The following is a 16,873-nucleotide window of genomic DNA, read 5'->3' as shown; positions in this document are numbered from 1 at the left end:
CGATCCCTGCYMCYRMCMCCCGCCACCGGGCCGGTGGCCGCTGTCAGGACCCGTCCGCCGCCACCCCGCGGGCCACCTGCTCCAGACGGTGACGGTGCTTCTCCCACCAGGCCCGGTCAGCCGGCGGCATGTTGTCGTTCCCGTCCCGCATCCCGGTGGCGCCGTCGACGAGTTCCCGCACGATGTCGGCGTGGCCCGCGTGCCGCTGGGTCTCGGCGAGCATGTGCACCAGGATCCGGTGGAGTGTCACCTCGCTCCGCTCGGCCGGCCAGTGCGGAACCCAGCCCGTGGCGTCCAGCGCCAGGCTTTCGATCGTCGTGTCCGCGTGCGCACACACCCCGCGGTACCGTCCGACGATATCCTCGCGCGACTCGTCCGCGGTCGCCCACATGTCCACGGTGGGCTCGGCGTCCTGGGTGAGGCGGGGCAGCAGGTGGTCGGCGGGGCGCCCGAACGTGTCGCCGAAGTAGCCCAGTTCGCAGTAGGACAGGTGCTTGACCAGCCCCAGCAGATTGGTGCCTGTGGGCGTCAGCGGGCGCCTGATGTCGTACTCCGACAGCCCTTCGAGCTTCCACAGCAGGACGTCGCGAGCGGTCTGCAGGTAACGGTGGAGGTCCTTCTTCGGATCCGGTGCGGTCATGCCGGACAGCCAATCATCCTTACGCGCCCTCCACCCCCTCCTCGGCGGCACGCGCACGCTCCCGCCGCTGAGTGGAGGCAGCGTGGCCCGCGAGAGCTTCCGTGATCCGCCCACGCTTCTGCCGGAGTACCCCCGGACCGGTCTGCGCGTAGGAAGTGTGGACGCTCAGCCTCGCCGCGACGGCCCTGCCGCCGCCCCGCAGGTAGGCGCCGCCGTGTCCGTTCATGTCTGCTCGATGCCCGAATGCATTTACTTCCTCGTCCCTCGCTCGTAGCATGGCCGCGTCGCACCAGAGACAGTCATGAAACGGACGCAAAACAACATGTACGCACCGGAGCGGCAGCAGGAGATCCTGCGCCTGGCACGCGAGAGCGGGCGGGTGGACGTGCTCTCCCTGGCCGAGGAGTTCCAGGTCACCGCGGAGACCGTACGGCGGGACCTGAAGGTGCTGGACAGGGCGGGACTCATCCGCCGGGTCCACGGTGGCGCCATTCCCGCGGGACGGCTCGACTTCGAACCCGACCTCGCCGAGCGGGACGCGGTGGCCGCCGACGAGAAGGACCGGATCGCGCAGGCCGCGCTGACCGAGCTGCCCGCCGAGGGCAGCGTCATCGTCGACGCGGGCACCACCGCCGCCCGGCTGGCCGCCCTCGTCCCCCTCGACTCCGCCCTCACCGTGGTGACCCACGCGCTGCCCGTCGCGGCCCGGCTCGCCGACCACCCCGGCATCTCCCTGCACCTGGTGGGCGGCCGGGTACGGCACCGCACCCGGGCCGCCGTCGACGCCTGGGCGCTGCGGGCCTACGGCGAGATCCGGGCCGATGTCGCCTTCGTCGCCACCAACGGCTTCTCCCTCACCGGCGGGCTCACCACTCCCGATCTCGCCGAGGCCGCGGTCAAGCGTGCCGCGCTCGCGGCTGCCCGCCGTGTCGTACTGCTCTGCGACTCCGCCAAGTTCGGTCAGGAGCACCTTGCCCGCTTCGGGGCCCTCTCCGACATCGACCTGCTGATCACGGACACGGGCCTGACCCCACAGGACGCCCTGACGATCGAGCGCCGGGGCACGGCGGTGGTGCGCGCGTGATCCTCACCCTGACCCCCAACCCCAGCCTGGACCGCACCTACGAGCTGCCGGGGCTGAAGCGCGGCGCGGTGCTGCGCTCGGCCGGCGACCGGGTCGACCCGGGCGGCAAGGGCGTGAACGTCTCCCGCGCGCTCGCCGCCGCAGGGGGCCGTACGGTGGCGGTGGTTCCGCTCGGCGGTCCCGAAGGTGCGCTGCTCGCCCGGCTGCTCGCAGAGCACGGCATCGAGGCGGCCGGGGTTCCCGTCGCCGGGTCGACCCGCGTCAACGTCACGCTCGTCGAGCCGGACGGCACTCTCACGAAGGTCAACGCGTCAGGACCCGAGATCGACCGGGCAGCCGCCGAGGCGCTGCTGGAGGCCGTCCGGGCGCGGTCGGCGGGCGCGGACTGGATCGCCTGCTGCGGCAGCCTGCCGCGCGGCCCGGGAGACGAGTGGTACGCGGAAGTGGTGGCCCGCACCCACCGGGCCGGAGGCAGGATCGCCCTGGACACCTCCGGCGCGGCCCTGACCGCCGCGCTCGGGCAGCGGCCCGACGTGGTCAAGCCGAACGCCTCGGAACTGTCCGAGGCCGTCGGGCACCCCCTGGCGACGGTCGGTGACGCGGTGAAGGCCGCCGAGGAACTGCGCGGGCGCGGTGCTCGCGCCGTCCTGGCCAGCCTGGGCGCGGACGGGCAACTGCTCCTCGACGACACCGGTACCTACCTCGGCACCGCGGCTGAGGTGGTCGCGCGCAGCGACGTCGGCGCCGGGGACGCGTCCCTGGCCGGCTTCCTGGCCGCGGGCGGCCGGGGCCGGGCGGCGCTCGCCGCCGCCGTCGCGTACGGAACCGCCGCCGTGCAGCTGCCGGGCAGCGCGATGCCGGCCCCCTCCAACCTCGATCCGTCGCTGGTCACCACGACCACGGACATCCCCATGAACCGCGCCCTGACGAGGCCGACGCGATGAACACCCGGTTTCCCCTCCCGTCCCCCGGCCGCCCGTGCGGGCGGCCGGTCACCAAGGAGTCGCGATGAGCGAGCTGATCCCCCCGGAGCTGGTCGATCTCGACCTGTCCGCCGAGAGCAAGGAAGCGGCCACCAGGACGCTCGCCGCACGGATGGTGGCAGCCGGCAGGGTCACCGACCTCGACGGCTTCCTCGCCGACGTCGCCGCCCGTGAGGCCCAAATGCCGACGGGTCTCGACGGCGGCATCGGCATCCCGCACTGCCGCAGCGAGCACGTCACCGAGCCCGCGCTGGCGTTCGGCCGCAGCGCGCGGGGCATCGACTTCGGGGCGCCGGACGGTCCCGCCGACCTGGTCTTCCTGATCGCCGCACCTGCCGGGGCCGACAGCGAGCATCTGACCATCCTCTCCGCGCTGGCGCGGCGGCTGACGGATCAGGAGTTCGCGGCGGCTCTCCGCGCCGCACGCGATCCGGCCGCGGCGGCTGCCATGATCCGTGGCGACGGGCCGGCGACCGCGCACGACCGTGAACACGATCGAGAACACGACCGAGAACACGACCGAGAACACGACCGTGAACACGACAGGCAGTCGGCGCCTGCGGAGGGCGAGGAGGGGGGCGCGCGTCGCGCCGGGTCCTCCGCGCCGCCCGCCCCGCGGTCGGCGGACGCGGGCGCGGGCGCGGGGCGGGGTCCGTTCCGGATCGTCGCCGTCACCTCGTGCCCGACGGGCATCGCGCACACGTACATGGCCGCCGAGGCCCTGGAACGTGCCGGGCAGGAGGCCGGGGTCGAACTGACCGTCGAGACCCAGGGGTCGGGCGGGTTCGCCAAGGTCGAGCCCGGCATCATAGCCGCCGCCGACGCCGTGATTTTCGCGCACGACGTGGAGGTGCGGGACAAGGCCAGATTCGCCGGCAAGCCCACCGTCGACGTCGGTGTGAAGGCCGGGATCAACCGTCCCGCCGAACTGGTCGCCGAGGTGCGTGCCAAGGCAGCGCGCGGCGAGACGAGCGGGCCGGCCGAGCAGGGCCCGGAGTCCGCCGAGGAGCCGGACCCGGGCGAGGGCTTCGGCTCGCGGCTCCGCCGCTACCTGATGAGCGGCGTCAGCTACATGGTGCCGTTCGTCGCCGCGGGCGGCCTGTTGATCGCGCTCTCCTTCGCTCTGGGCGGCTACGAGATCTCCGACGCCAAGTCCGTCGCCGACCACTTCGTCTGGACCGAGGTCCGCAGTTGGGCCGCCCTGCTCAACCAGGTCGGCAGCGCGGCCTTCGCCTTCCTCGTTCCGGTACTGGCCGGCTACATCGCCTACGGCATGGCCGACCGGCCCGGCCTCGTCCCCGGGTTCGTGGGCGGGTCGATCGCTGTGACCATCGACGCCGGCTTCCTCGGCGGCCTGGTCGCCGGCCTGATCGCGGGCGGCGTGGTGCAGGCGATCCAGCGCGTGCGCATCCCGCCGACGCTGCGCGGCATCATGCCGGTGCTGGTGATCCCGCTCATCGCCTCCGCGCTCGTGGGCTTTTTGCTGTTCGTCGTGATCGGTGAGCCGATCGCGGCCCTCCAAAAGGCGCTGACCGACTGGCTCGGCGGTCTGTCCGGATCCAACGCCGTCGTCCTCGGCGTGGTGCTGGGCCTGATGATGTGCTTCGACCTCGGCGGCCCGCTGAACAAGGTCGCGTACGCCTTCGCGGTGGGCGGCCTGGCCGACCCGAACGACGGCAGCCTGAAGGTGATGGCCGCGGTGATGGCGGCCGGCATGGTCCCTCCGCTGGCGATGGCGCTGGCCACGACGGTGCGCGGGAAGCTGTTCACCCGGACCGAGCGGGAGAACGGGAAGGCCGCCTGGGTGCTGGGGGCCTCCTTCATCACCGAGGGCGCGATCCCCTTCGCCGCGGCGGACCCGCTGCGGGTCATCCCCTCCGCGATGGCGGGCGGCGCGGTCACCGGCGCGCTGTCGATGGCCTTCGGCTCCACGCTGCGGGCTCCGCACGGAGGAGCGTTCGTGGTCCCGCTGATCGGGAACCCGCTGCCGTATCTGGTCGCCATCGCGGCGGGTACGGCGGTGGCGGCCGGTCTCGTCCTCGTCCTGAAGGGCCGTCACCCGCGGGCGGCAGCTGCCCGCCCGAACCCGACGGCGACCGGCGCCCCCGCGGAGACGGCGAGCGGCGCCCCCGCGCAGCCTCCGCTGGGGTGACGTGCGAGCGCGCTGGAGCGCGTTGGCCGGACGCCGAGGGCTCGGGGATTTCTACTTGTCGACCGAACCCTCTCCGAGCCCGCGAAGGACTTGAAGCATGACGGACGATTTCGTTGTCGACGTGAGCCGCATCCGTGCCGACGCCCGGGCGAAGATGGAAGGCGGGCCGGTGACGGGCACCTACGGCGCCGACCGGGACCGCGTGGTGGCCGTTCTCAACGACGTGGTCGCCACCGAGATCGTGTGCTGGATGCGCTACACCCGGCACGCCATCTCCGCGACCGGTATCGACCGGGCGCAGGTCTCGGCGGAGTTCACCGAGCACGCGAAAGAGGAGTGGGATCACGCGCTGCGCGCCGCCGAGCGCATCTCCCAGTTGGGCGGGGAGCCCGACTTCGACCCGGCCACCGTGGCCCGGCGCTCCCACACCGACTACACCGCCACCCCCGACAACGAGCTGCAACAGATGCTCCGGGACAACCTGGAGGCGGAGCGCATCGTCATCGGCGTCTACCAGGAGATCATCCGCTGGCTGGGGGACAAGGACCCCACGACGCGGCGGGTCATGGAGAGCATCCTCGAAGAGGAGGAGGACCACGCCGACGACCTGCTCGACCTTTTGGGCGGCTGACCGCCGGCACCGGCGCCAGACGCGGGTCCTCGTCCCACGCGGAGCACCGCGGCGTCTTCGGGCGAGCGGTCACGGATGGACGAGGACGTGGGCGAGCGCGACCCGGCCGGTGCCGGTCGCTCTGATCGTCACGTAGCGGGTGCTGCCGGCCAGGTCGACCAGACTGGGTCGCAGGGCCTTGCCCGCGACGTGGACGGTTCCCGTGTCCGTGACCACGTCGAATCCGGTGGTCGTCATCGAGGCGTCGTTCCAGACCTCGATCCGGCTGACGTGCCGGGCGCGGCCGAGGTCGACGCGCCACCAGGCCCCCTTCTCGCCGAGCGTTCGGGTGTCGGTCGTGGTGTCGCCGTCGAGCGCGCGGCTCGCCGAGGCCGAGCCGTCGGTCGACGACTGGCTCGCCGTGCCCTCGCGCGCCAGGTCGCGCCGCAGGTGCTCGGCGGGGGCCGTGCGGGCTCCGGCCGAGGCGACAGTGCGCAGAGCGTCTGCGGGCAGTTCGTCGAGTCCTGTGTGGTTGCCCGTCATGACGGAGCCCTCGCCGCCGAGGGCGGGCGCGGCGGTGTCGGTCCAGTTGCCGCGGACGGTGTTCTCGATCCCGTAGTCGGCCCAGTTGGAGACCCACTTGTAACCGACGCGGGTGATCACGTTGCGCTCGACGCGCAGGTGGCTGCTCTGCTCGTCGAGGTAGATGCCGTTGCCGTCGCGTTCGGTGTTGCCGTAACCGGAGCGGTTGATGTAGTTGCCGGAGATCACCGTGCCAGGCTGGGAGCCCTGGGTGTAGAGGGCGCCGCCGTCGTGCTGGGCGCGGGAGACCTCCATGACGTGCGTGATGCGGTTGTTGGTGATCTTGTTGTCGCGGAGGACGGACCGCTGGGCCTCCGGTTGGTTCCAGCCCCAGCCGACCGAGACGCCCGAGTAGGGCAGGTGGTCGAGCGTGTTGTGGTCGATGGTCAGCTCCGCCTCGTAACCGGCCCAGATGCCGACGGCGTCGGTGTACTCGACGCCTGTGTCACGGACGGTGTTGTAGGAGACGGTGTTGCGCTCACCCGCGAGCGCCTCGTCGGGCCGCGGCTCGGTGTCCCCCACGTACAGGGCGCCGGAGGACAGGTCGGTGAAGGAGGAGCGGGTGACGGTCGAGTCCTTCGTCCCGGCTTCCAGGATCGCGCCCGCTCCCCCGAGGTGGGCGAACCGTGCGCGCTCGACGGTGATGTTCCGCCCGCCACGCACGGTGAGGGCCGCCGACGGCTTGGTGTAGTAGCGGCCCGCGTGGTCGACGGGGCCGTCAGCGCCCGTGAGGGTGAGGCCCGCCTGGGTGCCCGCGTACCCTTCGTCGGTGCCGGGCTGCCGGTAGGCGGCGTGGGCGAACCCGAGGCCTGTGAAGGTGACGTCGTGTGCGCCGTCGATCACGACGAGCTGCTCGGTGTGCGGGGTGACGGCCTGCGCCCGGCGCATGTTCTCGCCCTTGCGCGGCAGGTAGGTGACCGTGCGCGCCGCCGAGTCCCACACGAACTCTCCCGGTTCGTCGAGGAGTTCCACGGCGTTCTCGAAGAAGGCGACACCGGTGTACCGGTCGGAGTCGACGGTGGTGCTGTCCCAGGCCGGGCCCGTGCGGTCGGTACCGCTGGCGGAGTTGGTCCAGCACGGCTGGGCGAACGTCAGGTCGTCACCACTCAAGCCGGTGATGCGGCAGTGGTAGTTGCGCCAGCGGACCCTGATGACGGCTTCCGCGTCGGTGGGGCTGCGCCAGTCCGCGATTCCGGTGGCTCGGGCCCCGCTCATGCCGTCCTTGGTCGCGTCGCACACGTCGGCCGGGCACGCCGCGCCGCGCGCCCGCACCGCGCGCTCGCCGTTCACGAACAGCTGGCGCGGGGTGACCCCGTCCGGCACGCCGGCCGTCCAGGTGCCGTCCCCGTTGCGGGACCAGCCGGTCAGTGCACGGCCTCCGGACAGTACGGGGTGGGCTCCGGGTGCCGCGGCCCAGGTGACGCTGTGGCCTCCCCGTCCCGAGTCCCGCTCGTCCAGGCGCAGCGGCTCGGTGCGGGTGTAGGTGCCCGAGCGGAGAAGTATGCGGGTGTCGCGGCCGGTCCGGGTGCGCGCCTCGTCCCGCGCGCCCTGAAGGGAACACGGCCGTGCGCGGGTGCAGGAGTCGCCGTGGCCGTGCGGGGCCGCGTACAGGGTGCGGGGGCCGCTTTCGGCGTGCGCGGACGGCGGGCCGGTGACCAGGAGGAGTGCCGCGGCCAACAGCGCAGTGACGAGGGCCCGTGCTGCTTCGGTGAGGCGTCTCACGCGTCTGCCTTCCAGTCGGGGTGGTCGGGCATCGGCGGGTTGACGGCGCCGAAGAGCCAGTCGCGCAGGAAGTGGTCGAGGGAGCGGTCGCCGGTGACGCGCACGGTGTGCCGGATGAAGTCCTCACTGGTGACGTTCCGGTCCTTGAAGCGCTCGGGCCACAGCCGCATGACGCGGGAGAACCGCCGCTCGCCGGTACGCAGGCGCAGGGCGTACAGGACCAGGGCGCCGCCGTCGTAGATATTGGTGCCGCCCAACTCCCGGGGCAGCCCCGGCGGCCCGTGCTCGGCGCGGACCTCGTCGAGTTCCGCGTACGTGGCCCGCATCTTGTCCTCCAGGACCGACCAGCCCCGCTCCTCGCCGTAGACCGCGGCGTAGTAGACGGCGGGCCCCTCGTTCAGCCACGCCTGCTGCCAGTCGGCGGGGGTGACGGAGTCGCCGTACCACTGGTGCACCAACTCGTGCACCATCGTGGTCTCCCAGACAGGACGTCCCTGTGCGTCGGGCTTGAACCAGTCGGTGGAGAAGAGGCTGAGGGTCTGGTTCTCCAGCGCGTCGGAGTAACCGTCGTAGATGTGGCAGCCGTACACGGAGAACGGGTAACGCCCGAACCTGTCCTCCAGCCAGGCGAGGTGGTCGGCGGTACGGTCGACGACCGGGCGGTACGTCTCCTCCTGCCCCTGGGGGACGACGTGCCGCAACGGCAGGCCGCGAGGACCGCTGCCGTACAGGTAGGTGCCCTTGACCACCGCGATGCCCACGAGCTCGGTGGCCATGCGCTCGCGCAGGGCGAAGTGCCAGACGGTGGAGCCGTCCGAGCGCGGTGTCCTGTGCAGCAGTTCGCCGTTCGCCGTGGCGACGTACCCCTTCGGGGCGCTGATGTGGAACGTCCAGGTCGCCTTGTCTGAGGGGTGGTCGTTGCAGGGGAAGAAGGTGTCGGCCCGGGAGGACTGGGCGGCGCAGGCGAAGCCGCCGTCGGAACCGAATCTCCAGCCGGTCAGGCCCAAGCGGGGCGCCTTGCCGTTGCCGTGGTAGCGGATCTCGACCGTGAAGGCGGTGGAGCGGCGCAGCGGGCGCCGGGGGGTGACGGTGAGCTCCTGGCCGCTCTCCCCCTCGGACAGCGACCACGGTGCCGCCCGGCCGTCCACGGTGACGGAGTCGATCGTGTGCCCGTCGGTGTCCAGGTTGAAGGCCGACAGGTCCTGGGTCGCCCTGGCCCGCAGGGTCACGCAGCCGGTGAAGTCGTAGGTCACCGGGGTGAAGTCGAAGGTCAGGTCGTAGTGGCTGACCTGGTATCCGCCGTTGCCGAGGGTCGGGAAGAGGGGATCGCCGAGGCCGTCGGAGCCGGGCCGCGGGTCGAAGCCCGCTTTCCCGGCGGCGCCGGCGGCTTGGGCGGGTGCGCCGAGGGCGGGCACGGCGAGTGCGGCGGCCACCGCCGTGCCGCCCAGCCGCAGGGCGGCACGTCTGCTGGAGGGCCGAGGGCTCATTTCTTCCCCTTCTGGACGGCTTCCTCGAACTCGCTGCGGGCCTTCCCCGCGCCCTTGTCGAGGTAGTCCTTGACGAGGCTGTCGTAGGCCGACATCGGTTTGCGGCCCGAGATGATGTCCTTGAGGCCGTCCTGCTTGAGCGTGTGGAGGCTGCCCGTGCCCTTGGCCTCCCAGGTCGGCGAGAAGACCGAGAGGGTGGGGTCGGGGGCCAGCATCGGGATCATCTTCGAGTAGGCCGCGTGGGCGTGCCGCACCGCGTCCTTCGAGGTGGGGCTGAAGACGGCGGGCACGGCGGAGGCGAGCATCTTCCACGGTGCGGCCACGTCCTGGGTGCCCCGTTTGGTGAGCACCGGGTTGCCGTTGCCGTCGCGGGTGAAGTCGGTGCCCTCGACGCCGTAGTTGATGAGCGTGTACTCCTCGCTGCCGAAGGGAGCCGCGACGAAGTCGGCGAGGGCGAGGAGCTGCTTGACGCGTGCGGCCGGCGCCTTCTTGATAAAGGTGGTGGAGAGACTGAGGTTGTCCGTCCAGGAGACGGCCCCGGCGCCGAAGGGCGTCATGGGGCGGGGGTCGTACTTCTCGTCGACCGCGGCCATCGCGGCGACGTATCCGGTGCTGGGCGTCAGGTAGGGCGGCATGCCGTCGTAGACGTAGGCGGCCTTGCCGTTCTTGAACAGGTCCGTGTACTGGGCTTTCTGGGCGCCGGACATGCCGAGTGAACCGGGGTAGAAGCAGCCTGCCCGGTGCAGCTTGCGGGCGGTCTCGACGGCGAGCCGGTACTCGTCGGTCTCCAGGTCGGCGGTGAACTTGCCGGTCTTGGCGTCCATCCGCCAGTGGTAGGGCGCTCCGGCCGACATGGCGAGCAGGTTGGTGACGTCCGCCATGATCGCGTACTGGTCCTGTTTGGGGCGGGTGAGCTCCTTGCACAGCTCCGTGAACCGGTCGAGCCCGGTGATCTCGTCGAGGTCGGAGACACCGGCCCCGGCGAAGAGATCGTGGCGGTAGAAGCCGGCGCCGCCCGTGACCGCCCGGGAGATCGGGACGCCGTAGAGCTTCCCGTCGTAGATCGCCTTCTGCCAGGCGCCCTTCGGGATGGCGGCGAGGTTGGGGTACGCCTCGACCTCGTCCCCGGCGAGGAAGGGCGTGAGGTCGGCGCAGGTGGCGGCGAGGAAACCGGCCTTGTTGTCGACGCCGCCCGTCTCCGGGTACATGAAGAGGTCGGGCAGGTTGTCGCCTGCCACCATGGTGGAGAACTTGCTCGGATAGTCGTCGGCCGGCACGGCGGTGAGGTCGACGGTGCCGCCCAGCTTCTTCTCGATCGCTTGCCAGGCGGCGTTCCTCTCGCGTCCGGCCGGCGGTGGGGCGAAGGTCTCCATGGCCGCCGAGACCGGTTCGGCGCCCTTGAGGGGGCGGCCCCGCACGGCGGGCAGCGGCTTGGCCGGGTAGCGGAAGAAGGCCTGCGGCACGCCCTCGGCGGTGCCGGGCAGATCCGGCTTGACGCCGATGTCGCGCACCGTGGTGTGCGGCAGGAGTGCGGCGCTCCTGGTGCCGGCCCGGGCTTTCGTGCCGCCGTCTCCGCACGCGGTCACCAGCGGGGCGGCGGTCAGGGCGAGGCAGAGCCCGGCTCCGGTTCGCAGGAGCGCTCTTCGGTCGATGGGGGTGGAGGACGGCACCGTGCGGTCTCCTTGCGTGAGACGGGGAGAGGGAAGCGGAGCGGGTGAGGGCGTCGAGGGCCTCAGCCCTTGATGGCTCCGGTCAGGACGCCCTTGGTGAAGTAGCGCTGCAGGAAGGGGTAGACGAGCAGGATCGGGACGACGGCGACGACCAGGACGGCCATCTGCACGGACTGGTGCGGCGCGGTGCTCTCGCCGAGTGCTGTGCCGCCCAGGCTCTGCCCCTGGAGGACGAAGGTGCGCAGCACCAGGGGGATCGGCCACTTCTCGGAGTCGTCGAGGTACAGCAGGGCGTTGAAGAACGCGTTCCAGTAGGTGACGGCGTAGAAGAGGCTGATGACCGCGAGGACGGCTTTGGACAGTGGCAGGACCAGGCGCACCAGGATGCGCAGGTCTCCGGCGCCGTCCACCCGTGCGGCGTCGAAGAGTTCGCCGGGCAGGTTCATGAAGAACGAGCGGAGCACCACCAGATTGAACGCGCTGACCAGGGTGGGCAGCACGAGCGCGGCGTAGGTGTCGTACAGCCCCAGCTCGTTGACGAGCAGGAAGTTGGGGATGATGCCGGGGTTGAACAGCATCGTGAACAGGGCCGTCATCAGCATGAACCGCGCTCCTGTGACGTCCCGCCGGGAGAGCCCGTAGGCCATGCCTATGGTGATCAGCAGGCTGGCGGCGGTGCCGAGAACCGTGATGCCGATGCTCACCAGCAGGGCGCGCAGGACGACTCCGCCGGTGAAGATGGTGCGGTACGCCTCCAGGGTGGGGTGGTCGGGCCACAGGACGAGCCCGGTGCTTTTGACGATGTCGGTCTGGGAGGCGAAGCTCGTCCCGATCACGCCCAGCAGCGGGTAGGCGACCGCGAGGACGACCACGGCCAGGACGGCGGCCTTCGCCACCAGCGTGGTCTTCCTCGGCTTCTCCATCCACGGTGGGCGGGCCGGCGCGCTGCCGCGTCCGCGGACCGTGGGCAGGCGTCGGGAGGGAGGCTTGTTCCTCGCCCCGGCGCCGGTGTCCGGCCCCGGGGCCGCCTCTTGCGTGGTCTGTTCAGCGGTCAGCACCGCGGTACACCCCTTCGTGGCCGAGGCGGTGGGCGACCTTGTTGGCACCCAGGACGAGGGCGGTGCCGATGACCGCCTTGATGAGGCCCACGGCGGCGGCGACACCCCAGTCGTTGTCCTTGATGCCGTGGTAGTACACGTAGGTGTCGAGGACTTCTCCGGCGCCGGGGCCGACCGCGTCGCGCTGCAGCAGGATCTGTTCGAAGCCCACGGACAGGACCTGGCCCAGGTTGAGGATCAGCAGCAGGATGATCACGGGGGCGAGCCCTGGCAGGGTCACGTGCCACAGCCGGCGGGCCGGTCCGGCTCCGTCGATGGCCGCGGCCTCGTAGCTCTGGCGGTCGATGTTCAGCAGCGCGGCGAGGATGATGATGGTGCCCCAGCCCGCGTCCTTCCACACCATCTGGAGGGTGAGCAGCCAGGGGAAGGCCTCCGGGTCGCTCATCATGTCGTAGCGGGGCAGTCCGAGGCTTCCGAGGACGTCGGGAAGGGCTCCCGCGCCGCCGAGGATCTGCTGGAAGATCGAGACGATGATGACCCAGCCGATGAAGTGCGGAAGGTAGACCACGCTCTGCACGAAGCGGCGGATCCGGTCGCTGACGACGCTGTTGAGCAGCAGGGCGAGACCGATGGGGACGGGGAAGAAGAAGACCAGCTGGATCACGGCGATCTGCAGCGTGTTGCCGACCGCGGACCAGAAGGCGGGCTGCGCGAACGCGGTGGTGAAGTTGGTGAAGCCGACCCAGACGCTGTGCATGTAGCCGAGGTAGGGCTGGTAGTCCTGGAAGGCCACCATGTAGCCGAGCAGCGGCACGTAGTGGAAGACCACGAAGTAGACGAGTCCGGGCAGGGCGAGCAGCAGCATCACCTTGTCCCGCTTGATGCGCTGCCAGAGGGTCAGGCGGCGAACCGGCGCCGGGGAGGGCGGTCTTCGGGCGCTCCGGGGTGGGGTGTCCAGCGGTGTCGGTGGAGCTGTGTCAGCCATGATCCGGTCCTGTCGGGCTGGGGCGATGCCACGGGGCCTACTGCGCCCGCAACGTAGTAATCGCTTACGCGCAACGTCAAGAGATGTGCCATGGGGCTCTCGGCTGCGCGCTCGGCGACCGCTTGACGGGGGCTCAGTGACTCCATAGCTTTTCCGGCAGCCCATAGAATGCGTTTACTGTCCGGAGGCAAGGTGCGCACTACCGACGAGGCACCGGCTCACACCGGTACGGACACCACGGCACAGCCCTCCCGTCGGCCGCGCACCCTGCTGGCCATGACGTCAGGCCTGCTCGACCAGCTCTTCCCGGCCCCCGCCAGAGCCCTCCTCGAAGAGACCGCGGACCTCCAGGCGCCCGCGCCGGTCGGCGAGTTCTCCTCACCCGAAGCCCGCGAGGCGCTGGCGCGCTGCGAGGTCCTGCTCACCGGCTGGGGCTGCCCGCCGGTGGACGCGTCCGTACTGGAGCGCGCCCCCGCCCTGCGGGCGGTCATCCACGCCGCCGGCACGGTCAAGACCTTCCTCGGCCCCGCCGTCTTCGAGCGCGGCATCGTCGTGTCGTCCGCAGCCGCCGCGAACTCCGTGCCGGTGGCCGAGTTCACGCTGGCCGCCATCATCATGGGTGCCAAGCGCGCCTTTCCCCTCGCCCACCTCTTCCGCGGCCGGCGCACCCACCGCACGGCCGCCGACCTGAGCCGCCAGCACTGGCTCGGCACCAACGGGCTGACCATCGGCGTCGTCGGCGGATCCAGAACCGGACGGCGCGTCATCGAGCTGCTGGGCGCCCTCGACGCCGACATCACCCTCTACGACCCCTACGTGACCGCCGCCGAGGCGGACGCGCTGGGGGTCACCCGGGTCGAGCTGGACACCCTCATGGCCACCAGTGACGTGGTGACGGTGCATGCTCCGCAGACCCCGGCGACACGCCACCTGCTCGACGCCCGCCGGATCGGCCTCATGCGTCCCGGCACGCTGCTCGTCAACACCGCGCGCGGCGCCCTCGTCGACACCGAGGCACTCACCGACCACCTGGTGCGGGGGCGGATCGACGCCGTACTCGACGTCACAGAACCCGAACCGCTTCCGCCGCACCACCCGCTGTGGGATCTCCCCAACGTGCTGCTCACCCCGCACCTGGCCGGCGCCCAGGGCAACGAGACCGCCAGGCTCGGCGCACAGGCCGTCGACGAGTTGGTCCGCTTCGCGCGCGGCGAGCCGTTCGCCCACCCGGTACTGGAAGCCGAGTTGGAGCGCCTCGCATGACGCACGGCACGCCGCGGGTCATAAGCTCTGCGCCACACGACGTCACGGAGGAGAGGGGCCGTATGGGGCGCCAGAGCGGCACGGACACGGACGGAGGGCGCCGCTCGACGGTCACCGACGTGGCGCGGCGCGCGGGGGTCTCCACCGCGACCGTCTCGCGGGTGCTCAACCGCAACTACCCGGTCGCCACGGCGACGCGGGAGCGCGTCGAGAAGGCGATACGGGAGCTGGGCTACGTCGTCAACGCCCACGCACGGGCGCTGGCGGGAGTGTCGGCGCGGACCGTGGGCATCATCGTCAACGACGTGGTGGACCCGTTCTACGCCTACATCGCACGAGGGGTGGAACGCGAGGCGGCCCGAGGCGGCCGGCTGTGCCTGGTCTGCTGCACCCAGGGCGATCCGCAGCGGGAACTCGCCTTCGTCGAGCTGATGCACGAGCGCCGCGCCGACGCGGTGATCGTGGTGGGCGGAAGCGTCGCCGACCGCGCGTACACGGGGGAACTGGCCCGCCGGGCACACGAGTTGGACGCTGACGGCGCCAAGCTCGTGCTGTGCGGCAGGCCCCCGCTGGGTGAGCGCGTGCCCACCGCGTCGGTCGAGTACGACAACGAGGGCGGCGCGTTCGCCCTCACCGACCACCTGCTGACGCAGGGGCACGAGCGCATCCTCTACCTGGGCGGGCCGCCCGGTCTTTCCACCACCCGCGACCGGCTCGCGGGCCACCGGCGCGCCCTGGAACTGCGCGGCGTCGAAGCGGACTCCGCGCTGGAACAGCCCGGCGCCTTCAGCCGGGCCTTCGGCGCCCGGCGGATGGCCGAGGTGCTCAGGCACGGCACCCGGTTCACCGCGGTCTTCGCGGCGAACGACATCGTGGCCGCGGGAGCGGCCCAGGCGCTGGAGGAGGCCGGGGTACGGGTGCCGCAGGACGTCTCCCTGGTCGGGTACGACGACGTGCCGGTGGCGCAGGAGATGCGCCCCCGGCTGACGACCGTGCACGTGCCGCTCGAGGAGTTGGGGCGGCAGGCCGTGCGCGTCGCCCTGTGCGACGAGGACGAGGACCCCTGGCGTGAGCCCAGCACGGGTGCGGTGCGCCTGGGCACGCACATCGTGGTGCGGGACTCCGTCGCGCCGCGGCGCGCACGCCGCGGCCGCAAGTGACCGCTTACTACCCACGGCACACCGGCGGTCATAGTAAAAAACAGAAACTCACCGGCTCCTCTTGCCACCGGCAGCAACCGCTTACATGCTGCGCTGCGGGGCACGTCCCACCCGTCACCTCCACTGCCCGGCCCGCCGCCCCGACGCCCCTCCTGTCCGAAGGAGCCAAGGATGCGCACTTCCCGCACTTCTCCGGTGACCGGCCGCCGCACCCTCCTGGCCGCACTGGCCGCCACAGGCGCGGCGACCGCACTCGGTACAGGCAACGCCTGGGCCGCCCGCCCGGACGCCGGCCCCAGCGTCACGGTCACCGCCCGCCCGGCCGCCGAGGACGAGCGTCTGCGCCTGGCCCAGGCGCTGCGCGGCAGCGAGTTCCAGCCGACCGGACGCTACCTGCCACCCGGCGCCCGGCTCCGCCTCCAGGTGCGCCCCCACGACGGTCTCGTACCGACACTCCGGGTCGGGCTGTGGGACTACTACGGCTCGGTCACCGAGCCCCGCAGCTACCCGCTCGCCCCCGGCGCCAACACCGTGACGGACCCGCACGGCGGTCCCGTCTACCTCACCCTGGCCGGAGCGGGCGAGCGCGCCACCGTGGTCTTCGGCGACGGCGCGGTCCCCATGCCGGTCTTCTCCCTGCACCACACCGGCGAAGACACCTACCAGCGCAGCCTGGACTCGTTCACCGACGTCCCCTGCGTGGAGCTGTACGCACCGCACACCCTCATGACGCTGACCCGGGAAGGCGCGCTGCGGTACCGGGACGAGGACCACGCCGCCCTGCTGGAGCTGGTCGAGACGATCATCGCCTCGCACGCCCGGATCAGCGGCCTCGACGGTGCGCGGCCCGTACACCGGCGCAAGGCGGGGCCCTACCACTTCACCGAGGTCAGCAAGGTGCCCTCAGGCGTCGGTGCGTACGCCACCCACGGGTACAACGGGTTTCCCCGTGCCTATCTCGACCGGGCGACCACGGTGGAGGGGCTCCGCACCCGCGGCTGGGGCCTTTACCACGAACTCGGGCACCTGCACCAGCAGTTCGCGTACAAGCCCGGCGGGATGACGGAGGTCACGGTCAACATCTACTCTCTCGCGGCGCAACGCACTCTGGGCCGGCCCTCGAACCTCCTGACCGTCGACCCGGCCACCGGTCTCAACCCCTTCCAGTCCGCGCTCGGGAAGTTCGGCACGGACGGGCTGGCGTACGAGAAATCGTTCGGCGCCTACGAGAAGCTCGTTCCCCTCCGCCAGCTCGAACTCGCCTTCGGCGACGACTTCTGGCCCCGGTTGCACCGACTCGTACGCGAGGAGAATCCGCAGTCCTCGCCGGACCAGGACGCCGAGCGCTACCGCGCGCTGGCCACCTACGCGAGCCGCGTCGCCGGGCACGACCTCACCGACTTCTTCGTGCACACCTGGGCCTTCCCCATCGACGCGGTGGGCCGCGCCGAACTGGCCGCCCTCCACCTGCCCGAAC

General features: G+C 71.6%; 14 protein-coding genes. 7 read left to right on the top strand and 7 right to left on the bottom strand.

What is annotated here, in order from left to right; translation table 11 throughout:
* Nucleotides 1-43: 43 nt before the first annotated feature.
* Nucleotides 44-640: a DinB family protein gene (locus tag AB8Z75_RS17045; RefSeq protein WP_369202827.1), complete on the bottom strand. Its 597-nt coding sequence runs from the start codon at nt 638-640 to the stop codon at nt 44-46.
* 19 nt (nt 641-659) lie between these two features.
* Nucleotides 660-866, bottom strand: a complete 207-nt coding sequence (locus AB8Z75_RS17040; RefSeq protein ID WP_369202825.1) for a hypothetical protein — start codon at nt 864-866, stop codon at nt 660-662.
* 96 nt (nt 867-962) lie between these two features.
* On the opposite strand from AB8Z75_RS17040, the gene AB8Z75_RS17035 reads away from it, so the two are divergent.
* From AB8Z75_RS17035 to AB8Z75_RS17020, 4 genes are all read left to right on the top strand, one after another.
* A complete protein-coding gene (locus AB8Z75_RS17035) occupies nt 963-1,724 on the top strand; it encodes a DeoR/GlpR family DNA-binding transcription regulator (protein ID WP_369202831.1) in 762 nt (253 codons plus the stop codon).
* Nucleotides 1,721-2,668: a 1-phosphofructokinase gene (pfkB, locus tag AB8Z75_RS17030; RefSeq protein ID WP_369202823.1), complete on the top strand. Its 948-nt coding sequence runs from the start codon at nt 1,721-1,723 to the stop codon at nt 2,666-2,668. The genes AB8Z75_RS17035 and pfkB overlap by 4 nt, the downstream gene beginning before the upstream one ends.
* Nucleotides 2,669-2,732: 64 nt before the next feature.
* Nucleotides 2,733-4,859, top strand: coding sequence for a fructose-specific PTS transporter subunit EIIC (locus tag AB8Z75_RS17025; RefSeq protein ID WP_369202821.1), 2,127 nt, complete (start codon nt 2,733-2,735; stop codon nt 4,857-4,859).
* A 97-nt stretch (nt 4,860-4,956) separates the two neighbouring features.
* Nucleotides 4,957-5,490, top strand: a complete 534-nt coding sequence (locus AB8Z75_RS17020) for a ferritin-like domain-containing protein (RefSeq protein WP_369202819.1) — start codon at nt 4,957-4,959, stop codon at nt 5,488-5,490.
* A 69-nt stretch (nt 5,491-5,559) separates the two neighbouring features.
* Here the strand turns inward: AB8Z75_RS17020 and AB8Z75_RS17015 are convergent, their stop codons facing one another.
* The 5 genes from AB8Z75_RS17015 to AB8Z75_RS16995 all read right to left on the bottom strand — a co-directional run bounded on the left by AB8Z75_RS17015 (nt 5,560) and on the right by AB8Z75_RS16995 (nt 12,973).
* Entirely contained in the window at nt 5,560-7,728 is a 2,169-nt protein-coding gene (locus tag AB8Z75_RS17015) for a right-handed parallel beta-helix repeat-containing protein (protein ID WP_369202829.1), read from the bottom strand.
* Nucleotides 7,729-7,769: 41 nt separating this feature from the next.
* On the bottom strand, nt 7,770-9,260 hold the full coding sequence (locus tag AB8Z75_RS17010; RefSeq protein ID WP_369202817.1) for a M1 family metallopeptidase: 1,491 nt from the start codon (nt 9,258-9,260) through the stop codon (nt 7,770-7,772).
* Nucleotides 9,257-10,930 (bottom strand): extracellular solute-binding protein, encoded by a 1,674-nt coding sequence (locus tag AB8Z75_RS17005; protein WP_369202815.1) that lies wholly within the window; start codon nt 10,928-10,930, stop codon nt 9,257-9,259. Before AB8Z75_RS17005 ends, AB8Z75_RS17010 begins: the two co-directional genes overlap by 4 nt.
* A gap of 62 nt (nt 10,931-10,992) precedes the next feature.
* Nucleotides 10,993-11,853 carry a carbohydrate ABC transporter permease gene (locus AB8Z75_RS17000; RefSeq protein WP_369202813.1) on the bottom strand — a complete coding sequence of 287 codons (861 nt, stop codon included), beginning with the start codon at nt 11,851-11,853 and terminating at the stop codon, nt 10,993-10,995.
* Between the two features lie 121 nt (nt 11,854-11,974).
* The gene (locus tag AB8Z75_RS16995; RefSeq protein ID WP_369202812.1) at nt 11,975-12,973 is read right to left on the bottom strand and encodes an ABC transporter permease; all 999 of its coding nucleotides are present in this window, start codon (nt 12,971-12,973) and stop codon (nt 11,975-11,977) included.
* A 276-nt stretch (nt 12,974-13,249) separates the two neighbouring features.
* Here AB8Z75_RS16995 and AB8Z75_RS16990 point away from each other — a divergent pair, with 276 nt between their 5' ends.
* The 3 genes from AB8Z75_RS16990 to AB8Z75_RS16980 form a co-directional block, all read left to right on the top strand.
* Nucleotides 13,250-14,236, top strand: coding sequence for a hydroxyacid dehydrogenase (locus tag AB8Z75_RS16990; protein WP_369202811.1), 987 nt, complete (start codon nt 13,250-13,252; stop codon nt 14,234-14,236).
* Between the two features lie 62 nt (nt 14,237-14,298).
* Nucleotides 14,299-15,396, top strand: coding sequence for a LacI family DNA-binding transcriptional regulator (locus AB8Z75_RS16985; protein WP_369202809.1), 1,098 nt, complete (start codon nt 14,299-14,301; stop codon nt 15,394-15,396).
* A 171-nt stretch (nt 15,397-15,567) separates the two neighbouring features.
* Nucleotides 15,568-16,873: M60 family metallopeptidase (locus tag AB8Z75_RS16980; RefSeq protein ID WP_369202807.1), on the top strand; the 1,306-nt coding region annotated here is incomplete at its 3' end.

It is taken from the genome of Streptomyces sp. PU-14G, assembly GCF_041028275.1.
Taxonomy (GTDB): domain Bacteria; phylum Actinomycetota; class Actinomycetes; order Streptomycetales; family Streptomycetaceae; genus Streptomyces.
This window is presented reverse-complemented; position numbering and strand designations above follow the sequence as displayed.